The following is a 26,626-nucleotide window of genomic DNA, read 5'->3' as shown; positions in this document are numbered from 1 at the left end:
TAAACCCGGTTTGAATAGAGAACGCCAGGCACAATAAATGACAATGAGAGCGAGGAGAATGTCGTGCTAGAAGAATACCGTAAGCACGTAGCCGAGCGTGCTGCAGAGGGCATCGTCCCTAAGCCGTTAGACGCCACCCAAATGGCAGCGCTGGTTGAATCATTAAAGAATCCGCCAAAAGGCGAAGAAGAATTCCTGTTAGACCTGCTGATTAACCGTGTGCCACCGGGCGTCGACGAAGCCGCCTATGTAAAAGCCGGTTTCCTGGCAGCCATCGCCAAAGGCGAAGCGACCTCCCCCCTGATTACCCCCGAGAAAGCCGTAGAACTGTTAGGCACCATGCAAGGTGGCTATAACATTCATCCGCTGATCGACGCGCTGGATAACGAAAAGTTGGCTGCGATTGCGGCCATTGCGCTGTCCCATACGCTGCTGATGTTCGACAACTTCTACGACGTGGAAGAAAAAGCCAAAGCGGGTAACCCGCACGCCAAGCAGATTATGCAGTCCTGGGCCGATGCCGAGTGGTATCTGTCTCGTCCGCAATTGGCGGAAAAAATCACCGTTACCGTATTCAAAGTCACCGGTGAAACCAACACTGATGACCTGTCGCCGGCACCGGATGCCTGGTCACGCCCGGATATTCCACTGCACGCCCTGGCGATGCTGAAAAACGAACGTGAAGGCATAGTGCCGGATCAGCCGGGCAGCGTCGGGCCTATCAAGCAAATCGAACTGCTGAACAAGAAAGGCTTCCCGCTGGCTTACGTTGGTGACGTTGTCGGTACCGGTTCTTCTCGTAAATCTGCCACCAACTCGGTGCTGTGGTTTATGGGCGACGACATCCCTTACGTGCCTAACAAGCGCGGCGGTGGTGTGGTGCTCGGCGGTAAAATCGCGCCAATCTTCTTCAACACCATGGAAGATGCCGGTGCGTTGCCGATTGAAGTGGACGTCAATGATCTGAACATGGGTGACGTGATCGACATTTACCCGTACAAGGGTGAAGTGCGCAACCACGAAACCGGTGAACTGATTGCCAACTTCGAACTGAAGACCGACGTGTTGCTCGACGAAGTGCGCGCCGGTGGCCGTATTCCGCTGATCATTGGCCGTGGCCTGACTACCAAAGCGCGTGAAGCGTTGGGCCTGCCGCACAGCGACGTGTTCCGCATTGCCAAAGAAGTGGCTGTCAGCAGCAAAGGCTTCTCGCTGGCGCAGAAAATGGTTGGCCGCGCCTGTGGCGTCGCCGGTGTGCGTCCGGGAGAATACTGTGAGCCCAAAATGACCTCTGTCGGCTCACAGGACACCACCGGCCCGATGACCCGTGACGAGCTGAAAGATCTGGCTTGCCTGGGCTTCTCCGCCGATCTGGTGATGCAGTCCTTCTGTCACACCGCCGCGTATCCGAAACCGGTTGACGTGACGACCCACCACACGCTGCCGGACTTCATCATGAACCGTGGCGGCGTGTCGCTGCGTCCGGGCGATGGCGTTATTCACTCCTGGCTGAACCGCATGCTGCTGCCGGATACCGTAGGCACCGGCGGTGACTCCCACACCCGTTTCCCTATCGGCATTTCCTTCCCGGCGGGTTCCGGCCTGGTTGCCTTTGCCGCCGCTACCGGCGTAATGCCGCTGGATATGCCAGAGTCTGTTCTGGTGCGCTTCAAAGGCAAGATGCAGCCTGGCATTACTCTGCGCGACCTGGTGCATGCTATCCCTTACTACGCCATCCAGCAGGGCCTGCTGACCGTAGAGAAGAAGGGCAAGAAGAACATCTTCTCTGGCCGCATTCTGGAAATCGAAGGTTTGCCGGATCTGAAAGTCGAGCAGGCATTCGAACTGACTGACGCTTCGGCCGAACGTTCCGCTGCCGGCTGTACCATCAAGCTGGATAAGGCACCGATTGAAGAGTATCTGAACTCCAACATCGTGCTGCTGAAGTGGATGATCTCCGAAGGCTACGGCGACCGTCGTACCTTGGAGCGTCGCATTCAGGGCATGCAAAAATGGCTGGCGGATCCGCAACTGCTGGAAGGCGATGCGGATGCAGAATACGCTGCGGTGATCGACATCGATCTGGCAGAGATCACTCAGCCAATCCTGTGTGCACCAAACGATCCGGATGACGCACGTCTGCTGTCTGATGTAGCCAACAGCAAGATCGATGAAGTGTTTATCGGTTCCTGCATGACCAACATCGGCCACTTCCGCGCGGCAGGCAAGCTGCTGGATCAGCACAAAGGCCAGTTGCCGACCCGTCTGTGGGTGGCTCCGCCAACCAAGATGGATGCGGCTCAGCTGACCGAAGAAGGCTACTACAGCGTCTTCGGCAAGAGCGGTGCACGTATCGAGATCCCGGGTTGTTCACTGTGTATGGGTAACCAGGCACGAGTGGCCGACGGTGCGACGGTGGTTTCCACCTCGACCCGTAACTTCCCGAACCGTCTGGGGACCGGTGCCAACGTGTATCTGGCTTCTGCGGAGCTGGCGGCGGTGGCTTCGCTGCTGGGTCGTTTGCCAACGCCGGACGAGTACCAGACGTACATGGCGCAGGTCGATAAGTCAGCGGCGGATACCTACCGTTACCTGAACTTTGACCAGCTGGGTCAGTACACGGAAAAAGCCGACGGCGTGATCTTCCAAACCGCTGTTTAAGTCGCTATATTGCGCAACTGTTTAACGGGAGGCCTTGGCCTCCCGTTTTATTTTTCTCAGTTGCCAACTTTGCGAGCGCTCACTGAGTTAGTCATGAATTAATGTTTACACTAAGAGAAAGGGCTCAGGAGGGCGTGCTATGGATTACGAATTTCTGCGTGACGTTACCGGTCAGGTGGTGGTCAGATTTTCGATGGGGCATGAGGCGATTGGCCACTGGATCAACGAAGAAATCAAAGGCGACTTCAACCTGCTCGATCGCATCGAAGCCGGTGCGGCGCAAGTGAAGGGCAGCGAGCGTCAATGGCAGTTGGAAGGTCATGAATACACGTTGCTGATGGACGGTGAGGAAGTGATGATCCGCGCCAACCTGCTGGAGTTCGAGGGCGACGAGATGGAGGAGGGGATGAATTACTATGACGAAGAAAGCCTCTCATTCTGCGGCGTCGAAGACTTTTTACAGGTATTGAAGGCCTACCGTTCTTTTATGCTGAAATACTGAACGTAAGGGCGCGGCGTGCCGCGCCCGATACAGATTACAGATGCGGAATATTGCGGCCGTAATAGATTTCCTGCATCTCTTTCCACAGCAGATCGGTAATCTCTTTACGCTCAGCCTCGCTCAGCGCGTCCGGTTTGGCGTTAAACAGGTAGTGCTTCAGATCGAAATCTTTCAGCAACATCTTGGTGTGGAAGATGTTTTCCTGATAAACATTCACGTCCATCATGTGGTACAGCGCCTTCATGTCATCAGACATAAAGTTCTGGATCGAGTTGATCTCATGATCGATGTAATGCTTCAAGCCGTTCACGTCGCGGGTAAAACCGCGCACGCGATAATCCATGGTGACGATGTCAGATTCCAACTGGTGGATCAGGTAATTCAGCGCTTTAAGCGGTGAAATCACGCCGCAGGTGGACACTTCGATATCGGCGCGGAAGGTGCAAAGACCGCCTTCCGGATGGCTCTCCGGATAGGTATGAACGCAGATATGGCTCTTGTCCAGGTGCGCGACTACCGTCTTTGACAGCGGGCCCGGGTGTTCTGAGGTATCGACATCGTCCGGGTCGACCGGCTCTTCGCTGACCAGAATGGTGACGCTGGCGCCCTGAGGCTCGTAGTCCTGACGTGCGATGTTGAGAATATTGGCGCCAATGATCGAGCAGGTCTCGCTCAGGATCTCGGTCAGGCGGTTGGCGTTGTATTGCTCGTCAATGTAGGCGATATAGCCGGCGCGGTCGTCCGCGGTTTTGGCGTAACAAATATCGTAAATACAAAAACTCAGGCTTTTGGTCAGGTTGTTGAAGCCGTGCAGTTTTAGCTTATGCAATTTGGTTCACCTCCTTTATCTTCTCGCTTAACGTGAAACGTTCAGTGCGTCGAGCAAATACTGCGGCAGTGCAAAGCTGCCCGCGTGAATTGCCGGGTTATAATAACGACAGTTTAAGCCGCTTTGATGAAAGCGATGTTGCAGCGTTGGCAGATCAAGCTGACGCAGCGCCGGGTTTTGGCTGGCCCAGGCGAAGGTCATAATGCCGCCGTAATAGGTCGGGATCGCCGCCTGGTAGAAACTGACGTCCTTGAAGTATTGGCTCAGCTTGGTGTGGCTATTGACCGCTTCGTCTTGCTGCAGGAAGCACACGCCGTTCTGCGCAACAAAAATGCCGCCCTCGTTCAGGCAGCGCGCGCAGCCTTCGTAGAACGCCGAGGTGAACAGGCTTTCGCCGGGGCCGATAGGATCGGTACAGTCGGAGATAATCACATCGAATTTTTCATCGGTCTGATTAACAAAGTTGACGCCATCGTCGATCACCAGCTTAAAGCGCGGATCGTCGTAAGCACCGGCATTGTGATTCGGCAGGTATTGGCGGCAGAACTCCACCACGCCGGCGTCGATCTCGACCATGGTGATCTGCTCTACGCCCTGATGGCGGCTGACTTCGCGCAGCATAGCACCGTCGCCACCGCCGATGATCAGCACTTTCTTCGCCTGGCCGTGAGCCAGCAGCGGTATGTGGGTCATCATCTCGTGATAGATGAACTCGTCGCGCTCGGTGGTTTGCACCACGCCGTCGAGCGCCATAACGCGCCCCAGAACCGGGTTTTCAAATATCACCAAGTCCTGATGCTCGGTCTTCTCACGATACAGCACGTTCTCTACCGAGAAGTACTGGCCGAAGTTGGCATGCAGCGTTTCATACCAAATTTCTTTCTGGGTCATGTGCGGGAACTCCGTAATAACAGCCATGAAAAATTGGCGCAACATCATAGCTAACTCTGCCTGGTGATGCACGGCTGAATTTCAAACAAAGATAGCGGAAGGCGGGGGATTAGTTAGCGTAGGCCAGCAGGCTTAGCGAGTCGCGTGCCAGAGATTTGCATTTGTTCGGGGTAGGAATGGCGATACCACTGAGATCGCGATAGCTGTCTTCACCCAGAGCCTTCATATTAAAACTATTATAGTTGGTCAGATCCCAACGGTTTTGCTGCGCGAAATAAACGATGGCGCGTTTGATTTGCGCATTGGGCAAGTCGTTATAACCGCAATCGTTTTTCAAATAAATAAACACCGCCGTCAGATCGGCCAGATCTTCCGCTTCGGACTCATTCAGCGCCAGACTGGCGTTGGAGAACCCCAGCATGGTGAGCAACAGCACCAGTAAACTTGTTTTTTTCATCATGAAAATAGACCTGTTTGTTGTCTACAGACGTTATCACACTTGCCTGTAAAGGCACCAAATTTTATTACTCACAGGTAACATAACCGGCAGCAAAGGCTTGACCTTCCGCTAAGGGGAGGGTTTAGGCTGACGGCTATAGTTAAGTTAGATCACTGAGAAGAGGGAGTCAGCGATGTTACGCCGTGATTTTATCAAACTGACCGCTGCGCTGGGCGCGGCAAGCGCCTTACCGTTATGGAGCCGGGGCGCATGGGCGGCTGAATTGCCGGTGTTGCCGATCCCGCCATTGCTGATGCCGGACGCACAAGGGAACATTGCTCTGGCGCTGCAAACCGGCGAGGTGAACTGGCTGCCGGGCAAGGCGACCCAAACCTGGGGTTTTAATGGCGCGTTGCTGGGGCCGGCGGTGCGCCTGCAACGTGGCAAACCGGTCACGGTGGATATCCGCAATGCGCTGCCGGAAGCCAGCACCGTTCACTGGCACGGCCTGGAAATCCCCGGTGACGTAGACGGCGGGCCACAGGCGCTGATTCAACCGGGCGCGACGCGCCGGGTGCAGTTCACTATCGAGCAACCTGCGGCCACCTGCTGGTTCCATCCGCACACCCACGGCAAGACCGGCCAGCAGGTGATGAAGGGCTTGGCCGGGCTGGTGCTACTGGAAGATGACGAAAGCAGTAAGTTACCGCTGCCGAAAACCTGGGGGCAGGATGATATTCCGGTGATCCTGCAGGACAAACGCTTGGGTAAAGACGCGCAGATTGAATACCAACTGGATGTCATGAGTGCTGCGGTAGGCTGGTTTGGCGACCGCATGTTCACCAACGGCGCTCAGTATCCCCGCCACGTGGCCCCTCGCGGTTGGCTGCGTCTGCGCTTTCTCAATGGTTGTAATGCACGCTCGCTGAACCTGGCCGCCAGCGATAACCGTCCACTCTATGTGATTGCCAGCGACGGCGGTTTTCTGGCCGAGCCGGTCAAGCTGACCGAATTGCCGATGCTGATGGGCGAACGTTTCGAAGTGTTGGTGGACGCCTCCGACGGTAAAGCTTTCGATATCGTCACGCTGCCGGTCAAACAGATGGGCATGACGCTGGCACCGTTCGACCAGCCGCTGCCGGTATTGCATATCCAGCCTTCGCTGGCGCAGGGCATCAAGACGATGCCGGACAGCCTGGTGAAACTGCCTGCGCTGCCTGCGGTGGCCGGCATCCAGGAGCGTTGGCTGCAACTGATGATGAATCCACAGTTGGATAAGCTGGGTATGCAGGCGCTGATGGAGCGCTATGGCCATCAGGCCATGGCCGGCATGAGCATGGATCACGGCAGCATGGGCAAAGGCGACAGCGGTGAGATGTCCGGCATGCAAGGGATGGATCACGGCAGTATGAAGGGCATGGATCACAGCAACATGAAGGGCATGGATCACGGCGCGAAGCCGTTCGATTTCAGCCATAGCAATATGATCAACGGCAAGGCCTTCGACATGACCAAGCCGATGTTTGAAGCCAAACGCGGCAAGTACGAAAAGTGGACCCTTTCCGGCGAAGGCGACATGATGCTGCATCCATTCCATATTCACGGCACCCAATTTCGCATCCTGTCGGAAAACGGTAAACCGCCGGCTGCTCACCGCAGCGGCTGGAAAGACACGGTAAGGGTAGAAGGCTGGCGCAGTGAAGTGTTGGTGCGATTCGATCACCTTGCCAACAGCGATCACGCCTATATGGCCCACTGTCACCTGCTGGAACACGAAGATACCGGCATGATGATGGGCTTTACGGTCGCGGACTGATCTCCTCGTTGTCTTTCAAGTGGCGGCGCACTCGCGTCGCCACCGGCTTCAGGCTATGCTAAACTCTGCGCCCTTCTTCCGGCAACTGACCTGAAAACTATGAAACACACTGTAGACGTAATGATTTCCGAGCAGGAAGTTAAGACCCGTATTGCCGAACTTGGCCGCCAGATCACCGAACATTACCGCGACAGTGGCAGTGACATGGTGCTGGTTGGGCTGCTGCGCGGTTCCTTCATGTTCATGGCTGACTTGTGTCGCACCATTGAAGTGCCGCATGAGGTCGACTTTATGACCGCTTCCAGCTACGGCAGCGGCATGTCCACGACTCGCGACGTAAAAATCCTTAAGGATTTGGATGAAGATATCCGCGGCAAAGACGTGCTGATCGTGGAAGACATCATCGATTCCGGCAATACGCTGAACAAAGTGCGCGAAATTCTGGCGCTGCGTGGGCCGAAATCCTTGGCGATTTGCACCCTGTTGGACAAGCCTGAACGCCGTGAAGTGGAAGTGCCGGTTGAGTACGTCGGTTTTTCAATCCCGGACGAATTCGTGGTGGGTTACGGCATTGACTACGCTCAGCGCTACCGCCATTTGCCGTACGTCGGCAAAGTGGTGCTGCTGGACGAGTAAACGGCTGTGGGCGCGGTATGCCGCGCCCGTGAGCTTTAAATACCTTTATCCTGTTGCAGCGTGGCCATGGCTTTGCGATAGCCCATTTCCAGGCTTTCGCGGCTGGTCGCTGCCACTTCCAGATCGCGCAGACGGCCGTCCTGGATCCCGTATACCCAACCGTGAATCATCACTTTCTGGCCGCGTTTCCATGCTGATTGCATGATGGTGGAATGGCCCAGGTTGTAGACCTGCTCAATAACGTTGATCTCACACAGCACGTCAAGACGTTGTTCCGGCTCCAGTTCACCCAGCAGTGAGCTGTGTTTGTACCACAGGTCGCGAATGTGCAGCAGCCAGTTGTTGATCAGCCCCAGTTCCGGGTTCTCGACCGCCGCTTCCACGCCGCCGCAGCCCAGGTGACCGCAGATAATAATATGCTCGACTTCCAGCACGTCGACGGCGTATTGCACCACCGACAGGCAGTTTAAATCGGTGTGGATCACCAGGTTTGCCACGTTACGGTGAACAAACAGTTCACCCGGCTCCAGCCCGGTCAGTCTTTCCGCAGGTACGCGGCTGTCAGAACAACCTATCCATAAAAAGCGGGGCTTTTGCGCCTGTGCTAAGCGTTCAAAAAAGTCCGGGTCTTCCTTGCTGATGTTAGCCGACCAGGTGTGGTTATTGGCGATAAGCTTTTCGATCTCTTTCATGGAGGTTATAGGCCTGTAACGAACAGATTGCGTTGGGGTAATATAGGACAAGCATCACAATTTGGATATCGGAACAGTGGCGCCGGGCGATATCCGGCCACTTTTTATTCAATATGGCGGGATGGAAGCTGAATTTACCGCACGGATTTGCCTCAGTGAAAACGCTGCTGATGATAAGATCATCTTCATTACAAAAACGCAGCAGCATACTCATCGTACAAGGTACTTTTTAACTTATGAATTATGCACTGGAATTAGCGCAGTTAACCAAGACTTACGCCGGTGGCGTCAAGGCGTTGCGCGGGATCGATCTCAATGTCGAAGCGGGGGATTTCTATGCCCTGCTGGGGCCGAACGGCGCCGGAAAATCCACGACCATCGGCATCATCAGTTCGTTGGTTAACAAAACCTCCGGCAGCGTGCGGGTGTTCGGCTACGACATCGACAAGGACATCGTTAACGCCAAGCGTCAGCTCGGGCTGGTGCCACAGGAATTCAACTTTAACCCGTTCGAAACCGTGATGCAGATTGTGGTCAATCAGGCGGGCTACTATGGCGTGACCCGCCGCGAAGCCTTGGCTCGCGCGGAAAAATACCTGACTCAGTTGGATCTGTGGGGCAAGCGCGAAGAACGCGCTCGCATGCTGTCCGGCGGCATGAAGCGCCGTTTGATGATCGCCCGCGCCTTGATGCATCAGCCAAAACTGCTGATCCTCGATGAACCGACTGCCGGGGTGGATATCGAGCTGCGTCGCTCGATGTGGGGCTTCCTGAAAGAGCTTAACGCCCAGGGCACCACCATTATTCTCACCACCCACTATCTGGAAGAAGCAGAAATGCTGTGCCGCAATATCGGCATCATCCAGAACGGTGAGTTGGTGGAGAACACCTCGATGAAAGGCCTGCTGGCCAAGCTGAAGTCCGAAACCTTTATTCTCGATCTGGCGGCGAAAAGCCCGCTGCCGAAGCTGGACGGCTACCGTCATCGCCTGACGGACACCTCGACGCTGGAGGTGGAAGTGATGCGCGAGCAGGGCCTGAACGGCCTGTTTGCCCAGCTCAGCGCACAGGGCGTCCAGGTCCTGAGCATGCGTAACAAGGCCAACCGGCTGGAAGAGCTGTTTGTCACCCTGGTTAACGGTAATGGAGAAAAAGTATGACGCGTTTGTATTGGGTGGCTTTGCAGAGCATCTGGGCTAAAGAGATCAACCGCTTTGCCCGTATCTGGATCCAGACCCTGGTGCCGCCGGTGATCACCATGACGTTGTATTTCATCATCTTCGGCAACCTGATTGGTTCACGTATCGGTGAGATGCACGGTTTCGATTACATGCAGTTTATCGTTCCCGGCCTGATCATGATGGCGGTGATCACCAACTCGTACGCCAACGTGGCCTCGTCGTTCTTCAGCGCCAAATTCCAGCGTAACATCGAAGAACTGCTGGTGGCCCCGGTGCCGACGCACGTGGTGATTGCCGGTTACGTCGGCGGCGGCGTGGCGCGGGGGATCTGCGTCGGCGTGCTGGTGACCGTGATCTCGCTGTTCTTTGTGCCGCTGCAGGTGCATGCCTGGTGGGTGATTGTGGTCACGCTGTTGCTGACGGCGATTTTGTTCTCGCTGGCGGGCCTGATCAACGCGGTGTTTGCCACCACCTTTGACGATATCAGCCTGATCCCGACCTTCGTGCTGACGCCGCTGACCTATCTGGGCGGGGTGTTCTACTCGCTGACGCTGCTGCCGCCGTTCTGGCAGGCGGTGTCCAAGCTGAACCCGATCGTCTATATGATCAGCGGGTTCCGCTACGGTTTCCTGGGCATCAGCGACGTGCCGTTGGCGTTCACCATGGCGGTGCTGGTGGCGTTTATCGCGGTGTTCTACCTGCTGTCCTGGTTCCTTATTGAGCGTGGCCGCGGTTTGCGCACCTGATAGCATGGCGTCCCCGGGTTGGCGTTCGGGGACGCGTTTATCAATCTGCGGCGGGCATCCCGTAAATCAATAAAATTGCTCGAATAACCCCTTTCTCCCCGCTGTTCAAATCGTGCTATGCTGACGCTCCACATTTTCTCCATTTTGTTATATACCCTATGAATTTCAAGTTGCAGCCAGGCGGCCAGCGCGCTCATCCTCAGGTAATTAATGGGATGATCGAGGCGGGTAACAACGCTGCAGTCTGAAATACGACGGGTATTACGTACTCGTAAGCAGAATATAATCATGCGGTCTACACACAAGATAGCGGCTGGGTTACTCGGCATCCTGTTGTCGTTCACCTCCCCGGCGGGCCTGGCAAGTTTGCTGTCGGAAGACAGCGCCGTTAAATCCGAATATATGGAAGCGCAGCGCGACAGCGAGGTTTATTCGCTGATTGGCGAGCATGTTATTCCGGTCGGCGAAGTGAAGCAGGGGCAGCTGATTCAGGTGTTCCCGGCGGATGCGGAGTATTACGAGTTCAAATTCGGCCACGGCACGGGGTTTATCGACAAAGACGATGTGCGCAGTCTTAAAAAATCGCGCAAGGTGAAGGACGATCTTGGCGAGCTGAATAAGCCGCTGACCAACCAGAACCTGATCACTCAAAAGGCGATCAACGTCTATACCGATGCGGATAACGCCAGTGATGTGTTTGGCGTGCTGGAAGAGAATCTGCGCTACCCGATTATCGGCAAGCTGAAGGATAGGCTCAACAACACCTGGTATGAGATCAACATTGGCGATCGTCTGGGTTATGTCAGCGAGCTGGACTGCGAGATTGACACCGGTATTCCGGTACTGACCTACCATCACCTGCTGAAAAACGAAGAGAACAAGCGTTTCCGCCATACCTCGACCACCACTTCCGACGTGGCGTTCAGCAATCAGATGACCTACCTGAAGCAGGCGGGCTACGACACGATTTCCCTGTATCAGCTGGAAGCCTATCTGAACAACCAGATCAACCTGCCCGGCAAGGCAGTGGTGCTGACGTTCGATGACGGGCTGAAATCGGTCTACCGTTATGCTTACCCGGTGTTGAAGAATTACGGCTTCCGCGCCACGGCGTTTATTATTTCCTCACGCATCAAGCGCCATCCGCAAAAGTGGAATCCAGATTCGCTGCAGTTTATGAGCATTTCCGAACTGAAGCAGATCCAGGACGTGTTCGACGTGCAGTCGCATACGCATTTCCTGCATCGCACCGACGGTAATCGTCAGCCGATCCTGCTGAGCCGTTCGCTGCACAACATAGAATTCGATTTTGAGCACTCGCGCCGCGCGCTGTCGCAGTTTAATCCGCATGTGCTGTATGTGTCATACCCGTTTGGCGGCTATAACCAACGGGCGATACAGGCGGCGAAGGATGCCGGTTTCCATATGGCGGTAACCACGGTGCAAGGTAAGGTGAAGCCGGGGGATAACCCTTATACGCTGAAGCGGTTGTACATTTTGCGCACCGACTCGATTCAGACCATGGCCGACAGAATAGCCAACAAGCCGGGAACGCTGGTGGTGCAGTAATCAGGAAGAAACGGGCGCCGACGGCGCCCGTTGTGACTTTTAGGCGACCTGAACCGGCACGGCTTTCGCCTTGCGCTGCAGGTTATTGTCGCCTTCGAAGTAGGCCACTTTCGGATGATGTTGGCGGGCATCGGCATCGCTCATCTGCACGTAAGAACAGATGATCAGCTTGTCGCCGACGCAGGCGCAACGCGCTGCCGCCCCGTTGACCGAAATAATGCGCGAACCGCGTTCGGCGGCGATGGCATAGGTCGAGAAACGCTGACCGTTATCAACGTTATAAATATCGATAGCTTCATATTCCAGAATGCCTGCGGCCTCCAGGAAGTCCTGATCGATGGCGCAGGAGCCTTCATAGTGCAAGTCGGCCTGAGTCACTTTCACCCGATGCAGCTTGCCTTGCAGCATAGTACGTATCATAACTTTACCTAACTGAGTATCAGCCTTCACAGGCGATTGAGGTTGAACATCCATCCGGCGTTTATCGTCACCGATAAGTCCCTCGATGTCTACTTTCAGAGGGGCTGTAACAGTGACGATTGCACAAAAAGTAGCTTACAGAGTCAGATCAACCTGCTGGTTGTCAATCAAGCGCGCCTTGCCCAGCCAGGCGGCCATCAGCACCACTGCCCGTTGGCTTTCTACGCCCAGCGGTTGCAGGCTGTCGGCGTCACGGATAAACAGCTCGCCCGGCGTGAAACCTGCACTGCGCAACTGAGCGGCGGTTTGTTCCAGCAACTCGTCGACATGGCGTTCGCCGTTGCTGAGCTGCTCTGCCAGCGCATTCATGATCTTGCTGAGCTGTGGGGCGATTTTACGCTCTTCGGCGGTCAGGTAGCCGTTGCGTGAACTGAGCGCCAGGCCATCTTTAGCGCGTACGGTCGGCACGCCCACGATGTCGATGTCGTAACCCATATCCGCCACCATTTTGCGGATCAACGCCAACTGCTGATAATCCTTCTCGCCAAAACAGGCCAGGTCCGGTTGCACCAGATTGAACAGCTTGCTGACAATGGTCGCGACGCCGCGGAAGTGGCCCGGACGGCTGGCGCCCTCCAGCATGGAGGAAATGCCCGGTACGTCGACGTAGGTCTGCTGTTCCAGCCCCTGAGGGTAGACATCGGCCGGCGCCGGTGCGAACACCAGCTCTACGCCGCGACGGGTCAGCTTTTCGCTGTCCTCCTGCAGGGTGCGCGGGTAGCGCGCCAAATCGTCAGGGCGTTCGAACTGCATCGGGTTGACGAAAATACTGACCACCACGATATCGGCGCGTGCGCGGGCTTCATCGACCAGCGTCATATGGCCTTCGTGCAGGTTGCCCATGGTCGGCACCAGCGCGATACGTTTACCCTCTTGACGCCAGCGGCGGATCTGCTGACGCAACAGCGGCAGGGTTTCGATAATTACCATTCCATAACTCCTAACGCAGTCACTTTAGTTGAATGAGTGCTCTTCAGCGGGGTAAATTCCTTGCTCCACGTCCTGCATATATTGTTGCACCGCCGAGCGGATATCGCCGCTTTGCGCCAGGAAGTTTTTAGCGAATTTAGGCGTGTGGCCGCCGGTGATGCCGAACGCGTCGTGCATCACTAGAATTTGGCCATCGGTGGCATTGCCGGCGCCGATGCCAATCACCGGGATGGTCAGTTCTTCGGTGATTTTGCGTGCCAATTCGCTTGGCACGCATTCCAGCACCAGCAGCTGCATGCCGGCCAGCTCCAGATTTTTGGCGTCTTCCAGCAGTTGCTTGGCGGCAAGCTCATCACGGCCCTGCACTTTGTAGCCGCCAAACACGTTAACGGATTGCGGCGTCAGCCCGAGGTGGCCACACACCGGTACGGCCCGTTCGGTCAGCATTTTTACCGTTTCGCACAGCCAGCTGCCGCCTTCCAGTTTTACCATGTTAGCGCCAGCCTGCATCAGCTCGGCGGCATTGGCGCAGGCCAGGGAGGGGGTGGCGTAACTCATAAAAGGCATATCGGCCAGCAACAGACAGGCCGGGGCGCCGCGGCGGACGGCGCGGGTATGATAGGCAACGTCGGCGACGGTGACCGGCAGCGTGGAGTCGTGGCCCTGCAGCGTCATCCCCAGCGAGTCGCCTACCAGCAGTACTTTAACGCCTTGCTCTTCAAACAGTTTGGCAAAGCTGGCATCGTAGGCGGTGAGGGAAGCGAACTTGCGTTGTTCCTGCTTCCACTGGCGCAAATGGGTCACGGTGGTGGGTTTCATCACTACGTCTCCTGAATAGGACCGGGCGGTATGCGCAGGGCCCTGGCTGCAAAAAAGTGCTGTCATTCTACTGTAACCCTAACGGGGTGGGTAGCGCAGATCATCATGCTTAAGAGCTTCTTAAGAACCTTGTGGTGTAATGGGCGGCAATGGCTAAAAAAGGACGCACATGCGAATTTTGCTGATAGAAGATGACAAGTTAATTGGCGACGGCATCAAGGCCGGCTTGACCAAACTCGGCTTTAATCTGGACTGGTTTACCGATGGTCTGGTGGGGAAAAACGCGCTGGAAAGCGCGCCTTACGACGCGGTTATTCTCGATCTCAGCCTGCCGGGCCTCGACGGTCTGGATCTGCTGCGACAGTGGCGGCAGGCTGGCCACGACGTGCCGGTGCTGATCCTTACCGCACGGGACGCGTTGGAGCAGCGGGTCAGCGGCCTGCAGAGCGGTGCCGACGATTACCTGTGCAAGCCTTTTGCCCTGGCGGAAGTTGCGGCTCGCCTGCAGGCGCTGATCCGTCGTCGCCACGGCCAACTGATGCCGCAGCTGGTGCATGGCAATGTGGTGTTTGACGCCGCCACCCGCAGCGTAAGCTGCAACGGCGAACCGGTCACGCTGACGCCGCGTGAGCTGGCGGTGCTGGAACTGTTCCTGCATAACAAGGGGCGGGTGCTGGCACGGCCGCTGATCCAGGAAAAATTGTACAACTGGGACGACGAGGTCAGCAGCAACGCGGTAGAAGTGCATATTCACCACCTGCGGCGCAAGTTGGGCAACGGCTTTATCCGCACCATTCACGGCGTGGGGTATACCCTGGGGGATGTACCGTGAAACATCTCAGTCTGCGGTTGCGGCTGATCCTGATCTTCAGCCTGCTGGCATTATTGACCTGGTGCTCCGCCAGTGTGGTGGCGTGGATGATGACGCGCAACAACATCAACGAAGTGTTCGATACCCAACAGATGCTGTTCGCCAAACGCCTGGCGACCGCCAATCTGGGGGATCTTTTGGCCGACGAAAGCGTGCGCAGCCTGCCGAAAACCAAGAAGCTGGTGCATCACGGTAAACGCGGCGAGCAGGATGACGACGCGCTGGCGTTCGCCATTTTCGATCGTAACGGCAAGATGTTGCTCAATGATGGCGAGAACGGGGCGGATTTCCTGTTCGATGGCGAGCGAGAAGGCTTTACCGATGGTGAACGCAAAGGCGATGACGACAGTTGGCGACTGCTGTGGCTGACCAGCCCGGACGGCCGCTATCGCATCGTCGTGGGGCAGGAGTGGGACTATCGGCGCGATATGGCGTTGGGCATGGTGACCGGGCAACTGGTGCCCTGGCTGGTGACGCTGCCGATCCTGATGCTGCTGATTGCCTTGATGGTCGGGCGAGAACTGAAGCCATTACGCGCGGTCGCTGCTGGACTGCGCAAGCGCGCTCCGGATGACGCCACACCGCTGGACGCGCGCCAGGTACCGACCGAAGTGCGCCCGCTGGTGGATGCGCTTAACGCGCTGTTTGCCCGCATTAATGCGCTATTGGTGCGTGAGCGGCGTTTTACCTCCGATGCGGCCCATGAGCTGCGCAGCCCGCTGGCGGCGCTGCGGGTGCAGACGGAAGTGGTGCAACTGGCCGGTGATGACGAACAGATGCGCGAGCATGCGCTGGAAAACCTGACGGTGAGTATCGATCGCGCGACCCGGCTGGTGGATCAGCTGCTGACGCTTTCGCGGCTGGATTCACTGTCCGATCTGGCCGAGCTGGAAGCGGTCGACTGGGGGCAACTGGTGCCGATGACCCTGGCGGAACAGGATCGTCATGCCCATGCCGCAGGCGTCACGCTGCGCTATGAACAGCAGGGCACACCACCGCCGTTGCAGGGACAAGCGCTGCTGCTGTCGCTGCTGGTACGCAATCTGGTGGATAACGCAGTGCGTTACACGCCGGCAGGCGGTACCGTTACGGTGAGGCTGACAGAGCGGATGCTGAGGGTCGAAGACGATGGCCCGGGCGTGACGGAGGAACACCTGGCTCGCCTGGGGGAACGTTTTTATCGCCCTCCAGGGCAGGAACAAACCGGGAGCGGGCTGGGATTATCTATTGTGCAGCGTATCGCTGGCCTGCATGGCTTGCGTGTCAGCTTTGCCAATCGGTCGGACGGGGGATTTGTCGCGCAGGTGGTGCTGTAAGGGCACTGTATATGAACTGCGCCCGACTCTGGCGTTTACTTGGGTTTATGCCAGAGTTCCATGCCGTTTTTCGACACGCGCTTCAGGCAACTGGTCAGCGACTCGCCGTCCGGGAAAATCAGGTCAGGAGCGATTTCCGCCAGCGGGTAGAGCATGAACTCGCGTTCTTTCAGGCCGTAATGCGGCACCGTCAGGCGATCGGTATGAATAACCTGATCGCCGTACAGCATGATGTCTAAATCGAGGGTACGTGGGCCCCAGCGCTCATCTTTGCGCACGCGGCCCTGATTGCGTTCTATCGCCTGGGTGTGATCCAGCAGTTGTTCCGCAGGCAGCAAGGTATCCAGCGCCACCACCGCATTGAGAAAGTCAGGCTGGTTTTGCGGCCCCAGCGGCTTGGTGCGGTAAAACGAAGAACAAAGGATCAACCGGGTGCGCGGGAGATGCTCCAGCGCTTCCAGTGCGGCCTTGACCTGTTGCAGCGGATGCGCCAGGTTACTGCCCAGCGCGATATAAACGCGGATCATTATTCCCCTTCTTTACGCGGCGTCCGACGGCGAGGGCGGCGTTGACGCGTGCGGCGCGGCGCCGGATCGTCACCCAAGGTACTCAACATGTTTTTTTGGCGCGCCGGGGTGGCTTCCTGGAACTCGCCCCACCATTCGGTCAGACGCAACATATCCTGGTTTTCTTCCACTTCGGCACGCAGCGCCAGCAGATCGTAAGCGGCGCGGAATTTCGGGTGTTCCATCAGCTTGTGCGCGCGCTTGCCCTGACGGCGAGACAGCCGCAGCTGCAGCTGCCAGATATCGCGAACCAGCGTGGTAATGCGTTTCGGGATCGCCAATGAACGGCATTGCTCGTCCAGCACGTCATTCATGGCCAGTGCGAAGGCGTCGTAGTACGCCAGACCGCTTTCCTGCGCCAGTTTCTGCGCATGTTCCAGCAGCGGATACCAAAGCATAGCAGCAAACAGGAATGCCGGATTGACGCGCATGTCGTTTTGCAGACGGTGGTCGGTGTTCTTCAGCACCTGAACCAGAATACGCTCCATTGGCGTGTCATGGGTCGGAGTGAAGTGACGTGCGATTTGCGGGAACAACGGCTGGAACAGCTGATATTCACACAGCTTCAGATAGGTTGGGTAACCGTAGCCTGCCTGCAGCAGTTTCAGCGACTCTTCAAACAGGCGCGCCGGCGGGATCTCATGCAGCAGCGAGGCCAGGCGCGGGATCGGCTCGGCGGTTTCGTCACTGATGGTCATGTCCAGCTTGGCGGCAAAGCGCACCGCGCGCAACATGCGCACCGGGTCTTCGCGGTAGCGGGTTTCCGGATCGCCGATCAGACGAATCACGCCCTGCTTCAGGTCGCGCAGACCATCGACGTAATCACGCAGGGTGAAGTCCGCCACGCCGTAATACAGGCTGTTGATGGTGAAGTCGCGACGCTGGGCATCTTCTTCGATCGAACCGAAAATGTTGTCGCGCAGCAGCATGCCGTTTTGGGCCTGCTGGGAAGAGTTCTTGTCAGATTCCGGCGTTTGCTGTTCGTGATGACCACGGAAGGTGGCAACCTCGATGATTTCCGGCCCGAACATCACGTGCGCCAAACGGAAACGGCGACCTACCAGGCGGCAGTTGCGGAACAGCTTGCGCACTTGCTCCGGTGTGGCGTTGGTGGTGATGTCGAAATCTTTCGGCTTTTTGCCCAGCAGCAGGTCACGTACACCGCCGCCGACCAGATAAGCTTCGAAGCCGGATTTATTCAGGCGGTACAGCACCTTCAGCGCGTTCTCACTGATGTCTTTACGTGAGATAGAGTGCTGATCGCGCGGGATAACGGTCATTGAGCCGGTTCCCTCTGCGGCAGGAAAAGGTGGGCGTTTACGCGGTGCCTGCCGGCGGGCAGGAGTATCTCTGCCGCGATCGGCGGAACGTTGCTGCGGCGCAGACGGCTTCGCAGCCACCGCGCTTTCTTCGCGGACTACGTTTGTATCGCTGACCGGCGCATCGTCACGCGGCAGCTTGTCATCGCGGGTTAGCACCTTACGGCAGAAATTGGCTACTCGGGTAAAAATGGTACACCTCGATAGTGTCTGAAAAAAATGGCGCTAACAAAAAATAGCGGCTAATCATAGCTCACCATGGCTCTTTTGAGAATGCTGATGTGTTTTCGTCCAGGGGAATAGCCTCCTGACGCGGCACATTATCCAGCTTCCAGTGTGCGATCGCCCAGCTCAATAATAACGGCAGGTCAAGATCTTGCCAGCTTTCCGGCAGCGGTTGGCGCAGAAACTTCAGTGCGGCAACCAGCACCGGGCGAGGATCGCCTGCGGGCAGCGCGGGCGCATGGTTTTGCTTCGACAATTTGATGCCGTTGGCGCCCAGCGCCAGCGGCAGATGCACATAGGCGGGCACCGGCGCCTGCAACTGACGGTACAACGCAATCTGGCGCACGGTAGGTTCGATAAGATCGGCACCGCGCACGATTTCGGTCACGCCCTGAAAATGGTCATCAACCACCACCGCCAGGTTATAAGCGAACAGCCCATCGCGTCGACGGATAATAAAGTCTTCGCGCGCCAACGCCGGATCGGCCTGCAACTCGCCTTGCAGGCGATCGTGAAAGGCATAAACCGGGCTGGATTGGCGTAAACGGATGGCGGCGCCCTGCGGGCCGAGATTCAAGGCACGACAATGGCCATCATACAAACCGCCAATCTGCTGGATACGACTGCGGGTACAGTTGCAGAAATAGCTGAGCCCCTGCTGGTGCAGGTGTTCCAGAGTGGCGCGGTAGGCTTCGTGACGTTGGGATTGATAGATGACCTGGCCGTCCCAGTGGAGACCATAGTGTTCCAGAGCGGATAAGATACGATCGGCCGCACCGGCGACTTCGCGCGGGGGATCGATATCTTCAATGCGAACCAGCCATTGCCCGTGTTGGGCACGAGCCTGGAGGTAGCTTCCCAGAGCGGCAATCAGCGAACCGAAATGCAGATCCCCGGAAGGCGATGGGGCAAAGCGCCCCACATAATGTCTTTCTTGCATATCAGAGGGGAAACTTTCCCTTTTCTCTGTGCGGCGCACACTGACGCGCACGCCGCAGCGATAACAACTGTATTAGCCGGCCATCTGCTTTTCGCGGATTTCGGCCAGAGTCTTGCAGTCGATGCACAAATCGGCAGTCGGACGCGCTTCAAGGCGACGAATGCCAATCTCCACGCCGCAGGATTCGCAGTAGCCGAAATCTTCGTCTTCTACTTTTCGCAGCGTTTTCTCGATCTTTTTGATCAGTTTGCGTTCGCGATCGCGGTTACGCAGTTCAAGGCTGAATTCTTCTTCCTGAGTGGCACGGTCGGCCGGGTCAGGGAAGTTTGCTGCCTCATCCTGCATATGCGATACAGTACGGTCCACTTCATCCCTGAGCTGGTTGCGCCATGCTTCAAGAATGCGCTTGAAATGCGACAACTGGGCGTCGTTCATGTACTCTTCGCCCGGCTTCTCTTGGTACGGCTCCACCCCAGCGATGGCGAGAATGCTCAAGGACGAGGTTTTACGGGTTTGCCCTTCTTGCATGTTGCTTCTCCTACATACACACGCACTATCGAATCCCCAATGCGGGGGAAAAACAGGCCGCTATAAATACCAGATGGGGAGTAGGTTGGCAATTATTCCTGTCGCCTGCTTGACAATGGTGTGAAGGAAGGCGTATTTGGCGACGCGATAACCGGTAGTCGGATTATTTGTACCCGGTCAGCGCTAATCGATAAAAAACGGTAACTTATCGCAGAGAGATATACCGTCAGGTGATAATTTAGCCCCATAACAAACCACTTCTACGCCCAACTGCTGAACCTGTGCCAACAGTGCCGCATAACGCTCATCTATATGATGTGCCGGTGCGACCTGCTCAATACCGCTATGTAACACAGCAAAGAACAATACCGCCCGTTGCCCGCTTTCAACCACGCTTTGCAACTCACGCAAGTGTTTCTGTCCTCTGAGCGTTACCGCATCAGGAAAGTAACCACGTTGTTGTTGCAGTAATGTGACTGACTTAACTTCAATATAGCAGTTGGCTCGATTTTCTGCCTGTAATAACAAATCGATACGGCTATTTTCACTGCCATATTTTACTTCGCTGCTGATTTTACTGTAACCGGATAATTCATTGATTAGATTCTGTTCGATTGCCTCGCGCACCAGCCCATTGGCACGCAGGGTATTTACGCAGATCCAGTCCCCCTGTTGGGTATGCGTCAGTTCCCAGCTGTGGGCGTATTTGCGTTTGGCATTATCCGAGGTGGAATACCAAACGGTGTCGCCGGGGGTAGCACAGCCGGTCATGGCCCCGGTATTGGCGCAGTGCAGCGTGAAGGTTTCCCCTTCTGGCGTGACGACGTCCGCCAGAAAGCGTTTGTAACGTTTAATCAGCGTGGCATGGCGCAGGGGGGGCGTAAAAATCATGGGGTGTCCTGATGGGCTAAGGGCCATTGTTCAAGCATCTGATAACGCGTGCGGCCGTTTTCAAAGACTGACTGGTATAAGGCGAATTCGTTGGCGCTGAAGTGCCAGCCCGGCGTTGCGGGCGGTATGGCGACCGGTTGGGTCGCGCAGCGCAGCAGGGTGATGTGCGGATGAAACGGCATCGGGCTTTGGTAGCAACCGCTGCGCGCCGCCTGCGAGCGCAGCAATTCCGCCAGTTGCAACAGCCCACGTGGTGCGCGCCGGGTGCCAAGCCAAACGACGCCGGGACGCGGCCAGTGACCGAGATCATCGAGCACCATGCTGAAACCGGGTTGACTGATGCGACCGGCCAGCTTTTTCAACGCCGTTTCTTTTTGCGCCGTGACGTCGCCGAGAAAGGCCAACGTCAGGTGCAAGTTGGCGGCCGCGACCGGCCGACCTGCTTCCGACGTAAAGGCATCGGCACGCCAGCGGATCACCTGCTGCTGTAGCGCATCAGGCAAGGTCAGGGCGAAAAACAGGCGGCGCGAACTGGACATAGATACCCGGCAAGTAAATGAAACGCAGAGTCTAATGCTACAATGTGCGCCGTCCAATGTTAACCACTACGGAGAGTTCTGTGTCTTCACTGCCCGTCAGCGCGGTTCTTGATGAATTGCTCACTGCGCTGCAATCCGCTCCGCAGGTCCTGCTGCATGCGCCGACCGGCGCCGGTAAATCGACCTGGCTGCCGCTGCAGATCCTGACCAACGCCGGATTGCCTGGCCGCATTATCATGCTCGAACCCCGGCGGTTGGCGGCGAAGAACGTGGCGTACCGGCTGGCGCAGCAGTTAGGGGAAGAACCCGGTCAGACCGTGGGCTACCGCATGCGCGCCGAAAGCAAAAGCGGGCCGGAGACCAGGCTGCTGGTGGTGACCGAAGGCATTCTCACCCGCATGCTGCAGCAGGATGCGGAGCTGCAGGGCGTTTCGCTGGTGATCCTCGACGAATTCCACGAGCGCAGCCTGCAGGCCGATTTGGCGTTGGCGCTACTGCTGGACGTGCAACAAGGGCTGCGCGACGATCTGAAACTGTTGATCATGTCGGCGACGCTGGATAATGCCCGTTTGGCGCAGCTGTTGCCGCAGGCACCGGCGGTGGTGTCTGCCGGGCGCAGCTTCCCGGTCGATCGCCAGTATCAGCCCCTGGCCAGCCACCAACGGCTGGAAGACGGCGTGGCGGCGGCGGTGAAGCGCCTGCTGTCTGAACAAACGGGGTCGCTGCTGCTGTTTCTGCCCGGCGTGGCGGAAATCAACCGGGTGTTGGAGCGGTTGAACGGTGAAGTGGCGGCCGATACCGAACTGTGCCCACTGTACGGCGCTTTACCGCTGGCGCAGCAGCAGAAAGCGATTCAACCGGCACCGACCGGGCGCCGCAAAGTGGTGCTGGCGACCAATATTGCCGAAACCAGTCTGACCATCGAAGGCATTCGGTTAGTGGTGGACAGCGGGTTGGAACGCGTTGCGCGTTATGATGTGCGCAATGGTCTGACGCGGCTGGTGACTCAGCGTGTCAGCCAGGCGTCGATGATCCAGCGCGCAGGCCGTGCCGGGCGTCTGGAGCCGGGCATCTGCTGGCACCTGTTTGCCAAAGAGCAGGCTGAACGGGCGGCAGAGCACGCCGAGCCGGAAATCCTGCAAAGCGATCTCGCCGGTTTTTGGCTGGAACTGCTGCAATGGGGTTGCCATGACGTTGGGCAACTGACCTGGTTAGACCGTCCGCCGGAAACGGCGCTGGCCGCCGCCAAAAGGCTATTGCAGCAGCTGGGCGCCACCGATGACGGCGATAAGCTCACGGCGCGTGGCCGACAGATGGCCGCTCTGGGCTGTGAGCCGCGTTTGGCGGCGATGTTGACTCACGGCGCAGAACAGGGGCCGGATGGGTTGGCGACGGCCGCTGCTTTGGCTGCGTTGCTGGAGGAACCCCCGCGCGGCGGGCAAATGGATATCGGCTACTGGCTGAGTCGTCCGCAGCCGAATTGGCAGCGCCGCGCCACACAGCTTGCCCGCCGTCTGCAGGTGAAAGCGGGTCGGATTGACGTCGAGATGGCACCGCGGCTGCTGGCATTGGCGTTCACCGATCGCATTGCCCAACGACGGGGGCAGGATGGCCGTTATCTGCTGGCCAACGGCATGGGCGCGGCGATGAATCAGGATGAGGCATTGTCACGTGCCCCCTGGCTTATCGTGCCAAGCCTGCTGCAGGGGCACAACAGCCCCGATGCGCGTATCCTGCTCGCGCTGCCGGTGGAAATTGATGCACTGGCGGCGCAGTTGCCGGCGATGGTTTCCCAACAAACGGCGGTGGAGTGGGATGACGAAAAAGGCACGTTGCGTGCCTGGAAACGCCAGCAAATTGGCCGTCTGACGCTGCGTGCTCAGCCGTTGGCCAAGCCGGCCGACGAAGAGCTGCAACAGGCGCTGATTAACTGGGTTCGCGCTCAGGGCATTGCGGTACTCAACTGGGATACCGCCGCCGAACAGCTGCGGCTGCGCTTGCAGTGTGCGCAAAACTGGTTGCCGGAGGCAGCCTGGCCGCCGGTTGACGATGAGTCGCTGTTGGCCTCGCTGGAACAGTGGTTATTGCCGTCGCTGAGTGGCGTGCGGGACATGCGCGGATTAAAGCAGGTGAACATCGCCGAGGCTTTGGCGCGGTTGCTGAACTGGCAGCAAAAGCAGCGGCTGGATAATGCGCTACCCACTCATTACACTGTGCCGACCGGCAGCCGATTGCCCATCCGTTATGATGCCGGAAAACCTCCGGCGCTGGCGGTGCGTTTACAGGAAGTGTTCGGTGAGCAGCGCAGCCCGATGTTGGCCGAAGGTCGCATCCCGGTGGTGCTTGAGTTACTCTCACCGGCGCACCGGCCGTTGCAAATTACCGGCGATCTGGCAGCGTTCTGGCAGGGGGCTTACCGGGAAGTGCAAAAAGAGATGAAAGGGCGCTACCCGAAACACGTGTGGCCGGACGATCCGGCGAATACCGCCCCGACGCGGCGCACGAAAAAATATCAGTAAATGAATTCAGATGTTTCTTCTGTTCAGCGGCCTGGCGCCGCGACAGATTAAGCGACTCATAATGGCCGGCAGTGCCGCCAAGTCTGGAGAACAACAGCAATGGCTGGGGATGACCGCGAGCCCATCGGGCGCAAAGGGAAACAACCAACACGCACCGCGTCGCGCAAGCCGCCGCGCCGTCGTCGAGATGACGATTACGATGATTACGAGGAAGACGAGTACCAGGATGACGATGATGATTATGAAGACGAGGAAGAACGCATGCCGCGTAAGGTAAAAGCGACTCCGCCGCGTAAGAAACGCCGCTGGCTCGGCCTGCTGATTAAACTGATTCTGGTGGTTGCCGTGCTGTTGGCAATCTATGGCGTGTACCTGGATTCGCAGATCCGCAGCCGCATTGACGGCAAGGTCTGGCAGTTGCCGGCGGCGGTTTATGGCCGCATGGTCAACCTGGAACCGGGCATGCCGTACAGCAAAAAGGAAATGGTCAATTTGCTGGAGGGCATGCAATACCGCCAGGTAAGCCGCATGACGCGCCCGGGCGAGTTTACCGTGCAGGCCAACAGCATTGAGTTGCTGCGTCGTCCGTTTGATTTCCCGGACGGTAAAGAAGGGCAGATCCACGCGCGTCTGAATTTCCAGAACAACCGTCTGGCGAATATCGAGAACATGGAAAACCAGCGCAGCTTCGGCTTCTTCCGTCTCGATCCGCGTCTGATCACCATGCTGCAGTCGCCGAACGGCGAACAGCGGCTGTTCGTGCCGCGCGCCGGTTTCCCTGACCTGCTGGTGGATACGCTGATTGCCACCGAAGACCGCCACTTCTATGAACATGACGGCATCAGCCCTTACTCCATCGGTCGTGCGGTGCTGGCTAACCTGACCGCCGGACGTGCGGTGCAGGGCGGCAGTACCCTGACGCAGCAGTTGGTAAAAAACCTGTTCCTGACCAACGAGCGTTCGCTGTGGCGTAAGGCCAATGAAGCCTACATGGCGTTGTTGGTAGATTACCGTTACAGCAAGGATCGCATCCTTGAGCTGTATCTGAACGAGGTTTATCTCGGCCAGAGCGGCAACGATCAAATTCGCGGTTTCCCGTTGGCCAGCCTGTACTACTTCGGCCGTCCGGTGGACGAACTGAGCCTGGATCAGCAGGCGCTGCTGGTGGGCATGGTCAAGGGCGCGTCGCTGTACAACCCTTGGCGTAACCCGAAGCTGGCGCTGGAACGTCGTAATCTGGTGCTCAAACTGCTGCAGAACCAGGGGGTTATCGACGCCGAACTTTACGACATGCTTAGCGCTCGTCCATTGGGCGTGCAGCCGAAAGGCGGGGTGATCACGCCGCAGCCGGCGTTCATGCAGATGGTGCGTCAGGAGCTGCAAGCCAAGCTGGGCGACAAGGTGAACGACTTGTCCGGGGTGAAAATCTTCACCACGCTGGATCCGGTGTCGCAAGATGCGGCGGAAAAAGCGGTTGAAGACGGCGTTCCGGCCCTGAAGGCGGCTCGTCACGTTCAGGATCTGGAAGCGGCGATGGTGATTGTCGATCGTTTCAGCGGCGAAGTTCGCGCCATGGTCGGCGGTGCCAACCCGCAATTTGCCGGGTTTAACCGTGCCATGCAGGCGCGTCGCCTGGTCGGTTCATTGGCCAAACCGCCAACTTACCTGACTGCGCTGTCCGAGCCGGACAAATACCGCCTGAACACCTGGCTGGCGGATCAGCCGCTGACGCTGAAATTGCAGAACGGTACCGTCTGGCAGCCGAACAACTATGACCGCAAGTTCCGCGGGCAGGTGATGCTGGTGGATGGCCTTGCCTTTTCACTCAACGTACCTACGGTCAACCTGGGGATGTCGGTTGGGCTGGACCAAATCAGTGCGACGTTACAACGCTTGGGCATTCCAAAGGCGGAAATCAATCCGGTGCCTTCGATGCTGCTCGGCGCGATTGGCCTGACGCCGATGGAAGTGGCACAGGAATACCAGACCATTGCCGGCGGCGGTAACCGTGCTCCGCTGTCTGCGGTGCGTTCGGTGATTGCTGAAGACGGCTCTGTGCTGTACCAGAGCTTCCCGCAGGCGGAACGCGTGGTACCTGCCCAGGCGGCTTACCTGACGTTGTATGCCATGCAACAGGGCGTAGCGCGCGGGACCTCCCGCTCATTGTCGGTGAAGTTCCCCAACTACAATCTGGCGGCGAAAACCGGTACCACTAACGACCTGCGCGACAGCTGGTTTGCCGGTATCGACGGTAAAGAAGTGGCTATCGCCTGGGTAGGGCGCGATAACAACGGCCCGGCCAAGCTGACCGGTGCCAACGGTGCGCTGACGCTGTACCGCCGCTATCTGGAGAACCAGACGCCGCTGCCGCTGATGCTGCAGCCGCCGGAAGGCATCAACCAGATGAACATCGACTCCAGCGGCAACTTTGTCTGTGGTGGCGGTGGGCGCACCATTCCGGTGTGGACCGACAACCCGCAGGGACTGTGCCAGGCAAGCCAGGCTGCTCAGCAACAGCAGCAAGAGCAACAGCAGCAGGCGGGCGAACAAAAAGATGCTGACGGCGTTGCCGGCTGGATCAAGGACATGTTCGGTAAATAAACGACCTTGCTTGCCACCGCTCAGGTGAAAAGTTTTTCTTTATTATTAAGCCCGTAACTTCCCGTTGCGGGCTTTTTTATTTCTCTGCGCAGTTTATTTCCACCTGCTTAATGTGGCTAA

The 26,626-nt window shown here is 57.4% G+C and carries 24 protein-coding genes; 11 read left to right on the top strand and 13 right to left on the bottom strand.

Annotated elements, in window-relative coordinates:
- The first annotated feature begins 63 nt into the window (after positions 1-63).
- Both acnB and yacL read left to right on the top strand, forming a co-directional pair.
- Positions 64-2,661, top strand: coding sequence for a bifunctional aconitate hydratase 2/2-methylisocitrate dehydratase (acnB, locus tag LQ945_RS09495; protein WP_270102768.1), 2,598 nt, complete (start codon positions 64-66; stop codon positions 2,659-2,661).
- A 139-nt stretch (positions 2,662-2,800) separates the two neighbouring features.
- Entirely contained in the window at positions 2,801-3,163 is a 363-nt protein-coding gene (yacL, locus tag LQ945_RS09490; RefSeq protein WP_270102767.1) for a protein YacL, read from the top strand.
- A 34-nt stretch (positions 3,164-3,197) separates the two neighbouring features.
- On the opposite strand, the gene speD is transcribed toward yacL, so the two are convergent.
- From speD to LQ945_RS09475, 3 genes are all read right to left on the bottom strand, one after another.
- Complete coding sequence (gene speD, locus LQ945_RS09485) at positions 3,198-3,992, bottom strand: adenosylmethionine decarboxylase (protein ID WP_020828578.1); 795 nt, start codon at positions 3,990-3,992, stop codon at positions 3,198-3,200.
- Between the two features lie 27 nt (positions 3,993-4,019).
- Positions 4,020-4,883 (bottom strand): polyamine aminopropyltransferase, encoded by an 864-nt coding sequence (gene speE / locus LQ945_RS09480; protein ID WP_044553888.1) that lies wholly within the window; start codon positions 4,881-4,883, stop codon positions 4,020-4,022.
- Between the two features lie 109 nt (positions 4,884-4,992).
- The gene (locus LQ945_RS09475) at positions 4,993-5,340 is read right to left on the bottom strand and encodes a YacC family pilotin-like protein (RefSeq protein ID WP_041415681.1); all 348 of its coding nucleotides are present in this window, start codon (positions 5,338-5,340) and stop codon (positions 4,993-4,995) included.
- Positions 5,341-5,515: 175 nt separating this feature from the next.
- Here LQ945_RS09475 and cueO point away from each other — a divergent pair, with 175 nt between their 5' ends.
- A complete protein-coding gene (gene cueO, locus LQ945_RS09470) occupies positions 5,516-7,138 on the top strand; it encodes a multicopper oxidase CueO (RefSeq protein ID WP_270102766.1) in 1,623 nt (540 codons plus the stop codon).
- A 99-nt stretch (positions 7,139-7,237) separates the two neighbouring features.
- Positions 7,238-7,774, top strand: a complete 537-nt coding sequence (gene hpt, locus LQ945_RS09465; RefSeq protein WP_071827054.1) for a hypoxanthine phosphoribosyltransferase — start codon at positions 7,238-7,240, stop codon at positions 7,772-7,774.
- A gap of 35 nt (positions 7,775-7,809) precedes the next feature.
- Here the strand turns inward: hpt and can are convergent, their stop codons facing one another.
- The gene (gene can / locus LQ945_RS09460; protein WP_061807929.1) at positions 7,810-8,466 is read right to left on the bottom strand and encodes a carbonate dehydratase; all 657 of its coding nucleotides are present in this window, start codon (positions 8,464-8,466) and stop codon (positions 7,810-7,812) included.
- Positions 8,467-8,702: 236 nt separating this feature from the next.
- On the opposite strand from can, the gene LQ945_RS09455 reads away from it, so the two are divergent.
- The 3 genes from LQ945_RS09455 (at position 8,703) to LQ945_RS09445 (ending at position 11,962) form a co-directional block, all read left to right on the top strand.
- Complete coding sequence (locus tag LQ945_RS09455; protein WP_269936142.1) at positions 8,703-9,626, top strand: ABC transporter ATP-binding protein; 924 nt, start codon at positions 8,703-8,705, stop codon at positions 9,624-9,626.
- Complete coding sequence (locus tag LQ945_RS09450) at positions 9,623-10,393, top strand: ABC transporter permease (RefSeq protein ID WP_044553394.1); 771 nt, start codon at positions 9,623-9,625, stop codon at positions 10,391-10,393. Before LQ945_RS09455 ends, LQ945_RS09450 begins: the two co-directional genes overlap by 4 nt.
- A gap of 288 nt (positions 10,394-10,681) precedes the next feature.
- Positions 10,682-11,962 (top strand): polysaccharide deacetylase family protein, encoded by a 1,281-nt coding sequence (locus tag LQ945_RS09445; protein ID WP_270102765.1) that lies wholly within the window; start codon positions 10,682-10,684, stop codon positions 11,960-11,962.
- 39 nt (positions 11,963-12,001) lie between these two features.
- Here LQ945_RS09445 and panD read toward each other — a convergent pair whose 3' ends face one another.
- The 3 genes from panD to panB all read right to left on the bottom strand — a co-directional run bounded on the left by panD (position 12,002) and on the right by panB (position 14,191).
- Positions 12,002-12,382 carry an aspartate 1-decarboxylase gene (gene panD, locus LQ945_RS09440; RefSeq protein WP_037416822.1) on the bottom strand — a complete coding sequence of 127 codons (381 nt, stop codon included), beginning with the start codon at positions 12,380-12,382 and terminating at the stop codon, positions 12,002-12,004.
- Positions 12,383-12,517: 135 nt separating this feature from the next.
- Positions 12,518-13,372 (bottom strand): pantoate--beta-alanine ligase, encoded by an 855-nt coding sequence (gene panC / locus LQ945_RS09435; protein ID WP_270102764.1) that lies wholly within the window; start codon positions 13,370-13,372, stop codon positions 12,518-12,520.
- A gap of 24 nt (positions 13,373-13,396) precedes the next feature.
- On the bottom strand, positions 13,397-14,191 hold the full coding sequence (gene panB, locus LQ945_RS09430) for a 3-methyl-2-oxobutanoate hydroxymethyltransferase (protein WP_262239689.1): 795 nt from the start codon (positions 14,189-14,191) through the stop codon (positions 13,397-13,399).
- A gap of 169 nt (positions 14,192-14,360) precedes the next feature.
- Here panB and qseB point away from each other — a divergent pair, with 169 nt between their 5' ends.
- The gene (gene qseB, locus LQ945_RS09425) at positions 14,361-15,023 is read left to right on the top strand and encodes a quorum sensing response regulator transcription factor QseB (RefSeq protein ID WP_269936145.1); all 663 of its coding nucleotides are present in this window, start codon (positions 14,361-14,363) and stop codon (positions 15,021-15,023) included.
- Entirely contained in the window at positions 15,020-16,378 is a 1,359-nt protein-coding gene (qseC, locus tag LQ945_RS09420; RefSeq protein WP_270102763.1) for a quorum sensing histidine kinase QseC, read from the top strand. Before qseB ends, qseC begins: the two co-directional genes overlap by 4 nt.
- 35 nt (positions 16,379-16,413) lie before the next feature.
- Here qseC and folK read toward each other — a convergent pair whose 3' ends face one another.
- The 6 genes from folK to thpR all read right to left on the bottom strand — a co-directional run bounded on the left by folK (position 16,414) and on the right by thpR (position 21,386).
- On the bottom strand, positions 16,414-16,905 hold the full coding sequence (folK, locus tag LQ945_RS09415) for a 2-amino-4-hydroxy-6-hydroxymethyldihydropteridine diphosphokinase (protein ID WP_270102762.1): 492 nt from the start codon (positions 16,903-16,905) through the stop codon (positions 16,414-16,416).
- Positions 16,905-18,455, bottom strand: coding sequence for a polynucleotide adenylyltransferase PcnB (pcnB, locus tag LQ945_RS09410; RefSeq protein WP_420136185.1), 1,551 nt, complete (start codon positions 18,453-18,455; stop codon positions 16,905-16,907). Before pcnB ends, folK begins: the two co-directional genes overlap by 1 nt.
- Positions 18,456-18,516: 61 nt before the next feature.
- Positions 18,517-19,428 carry a tRNA glutamyl-Q(34) synthetase GluQRS gene (gluQRS, locus tag LQ945_RS09405; RefSeq protein ID WP_044553379.1) on the bottom strand — a complete coding sequence of 304 codons (912 nt, stop codon included), beginning with the start codon at positions 19,426-19,428 and terminating at the stop codon, positions 18,517-18,519.
- 72 nt (positions 19,429-19,500) lie between these two features.
- Entirely contained in the window at positions 19,501-19,956 is a 456-nt protein-coding gene (dksA, locus tag LQ945_RS09400) for an RNA polymerase-binding protein DksA (RefSeq protein WP_020828563.1), read from the bottom strand.
- Between the two features lie 183 nt (positions 19,957-20,139).
- Complete coding sequence (gene sfsA, locus LQ945_RS09395; RefSeq protein WP_048760032.1) at positions 20,140-20,847, bottom strand: DNA/RNA nuclease SfsA; 708 nt, start codon at positions 20,845-20,847, stop codon at positions 20,140-20,142.
- Complete coding sequence (gene thpR / locus LQ945_RS09390) at positions 20,844-21,386, bottom strand: RNA 2',3'-cyclic phosphodiesterase (protein ID WP_262239685.1); 543 nt, start codon at positions 21,384-21,386, stop codon at positions 20,844-20,846. Before thpR ends, sfsA begins: the two co-directional genes overlap by 4 nt.
- 56 nt (positions 21,387-21,442) lie before the next feature.
- Here thpR and hrpB point away from each other — a divergent pair, with 56 nt between their 5' ends.
- Together hrpB and mrcB are read left to right on the top strand one after the other, a co-directional pair.
- Complete coding sequence (hrpB, locus tag LQ945_RS09385; RefSeq protein ID WP_333482958.1) at positions 21,443-23,905, top strand: ATP-dependent helicase HrpB; 2,463 nt, start codon at positions 21,443-21,445, stop codon at positions 23,903-23,905.
- Between the two features lie 99 nt (positions 23,906-24,004).
- A complete protein-coding gene (mrcB, locus tag LQ945_RS09380) occupies positions 24,005-26,506 on the top strand; it encodes a bifunctional glycosyl transferase/transpeptidase (protein ID WP_262239683.1) in 2,502 nt (833 codons plus the stop codon).
- Positions 26,507-26,626 lie beyond the last annotated feature (120 nt).

The organism is Serratia liquefaciens (genome assembly GCF_027594825.1).
GTDB lineage: Bacteria > Pseudomonadota > Gammaproteobacteria > Enterobacterales > Enterobacteriaceae > Serratia > Serratia liquefaciens_A.
This window is presented reverse-complemented; position numbering and strand designations above follow the sequence as displayed.

Coding starts and splice junctions, on each gene's coding strand:
- yacL (WP_270102767.1), top strand. CDS start 2,801: ATGGATTACGAATTTCTGCGTGACGTTACCGGTCAGGTGGTGGTCAGA.
- speE (WP_044553888.1), bottom strand. CDS start 4,883: ATGACCCAGAAAGAAATTTGGTATGAAACGCTGCATGCCAACTTCGGC.
- LQ945_RS09475 (WP_041415681.1), bottom strand. CDS start 5,340: ATGAAAAAAACAAGTTTACTGGTGCTGTTGCTCACCATGCTGGGGTTC.
- cueO (WP_270102766.1), top strand. CDS start 5,516: ATGTTACGCCGTGATTTTATCAAACTGACCGCTGCGCTGGGCGCGGCA.
- hpt (WP_071827054.1), top strand. CDS start 7,238: ATGAAACACACTGTAGACGTAATGATTTCCGAGCAGGAAGTTAAGACC.
- can (WP_061807929.1), bottom strand. CDS start 8,466: ATGAAAGAGATCGAAAAGCTTATCGCCAATAACCACACCTGGTCGGCT.
- LQ945_RS09455 (WP_269936142.1), top strand. CDS start 8,703: ATGAATTATGCACTGGAATTAGCGCAGTTAACCAAGACTTACGCCGGT.
- LQ945_RS09450 (WP_044553394.1), top strand. CDS start 9,623: ATGACGCGTTTGTATTGGGTGGCTTTGCAGAGCATCTGGGCTAAAGAG.
- LQ945_RS09445 (WP_270102765.1), top strand. CDS start 10,682: ATGCGGTCTACACACAAGATAGCGGCTGGGTTACTCGGCATCCTGTTG.
- panD (WP_037416822.1), bottom strand. CDS start 12,382: ATGATACGTACTATGCTGCAAGGCAAGCTGCATCGGGTGAAAGTGACT.
- panC (WP_270102764.1), bottom strand. CDS start 13,372: ATGGTAATTATCGAAACCCTGCCGCTGTTGCGTCAGCAGATCCGCCGC.
- panB (WP_262239689.1), bottom strand. CDS start 14,191: ATGAAACCCACCACCGTGACCCATTTGCGCCAGTGGAAGCAGGAACAA.
- qseB (WP_269936145.1), top strand. CDS start 14,361: ATGCGAATTTTGCTGATAGAAGATGACAAGTTAATTGGCGACGGCATC.
- folK (WP_270102762.1), bottom strand. CDS start 16,905: ATGATCCGCGTTTATATCGCGCTGGGCAGTAACCTGGCGCATCCGCTG.
- gluQRS (WP_044553379.1), bottom strand. CDS start 19,428: ATGCAAGAAAGACATTATGTGGGGCGCTTTGCCCCATCGCCTTCCGGG.
- dksA (WP_020828563.1), bottom strand. CDS start 19,956: ATGCAAGAAGGGCAAACCCGTAAAACCTCGTCCTTGAGCATTCTCGCC.
- sfsA (WP_048760032.1), bottom strand. CDS start 20,847: ATGATTTTTACGCCCCCCCTGCGCCATGCCACGCTGATTAAACGTTAC.
- thpR (WP_262239685.1), bottom strand. CDS start 21,386: ATGTCCAGTTCGCGCCGCCTGTTTTTCGCCCTGACCTTGCCTGATGCG.
- hrpB (WP_333482958.1), top strand. CDS start 21,443: ATGTTAACCACTACGGAGAGTTCTGTGTCTTCACTGCCCGTCAGCGCG.
- mrcB (WP_262239683.1), top strand. CDS start 24,005: ATGGCTGGGGATGACCGCGAGCCCATCGGGCGCAAAGGGAAACAACCA.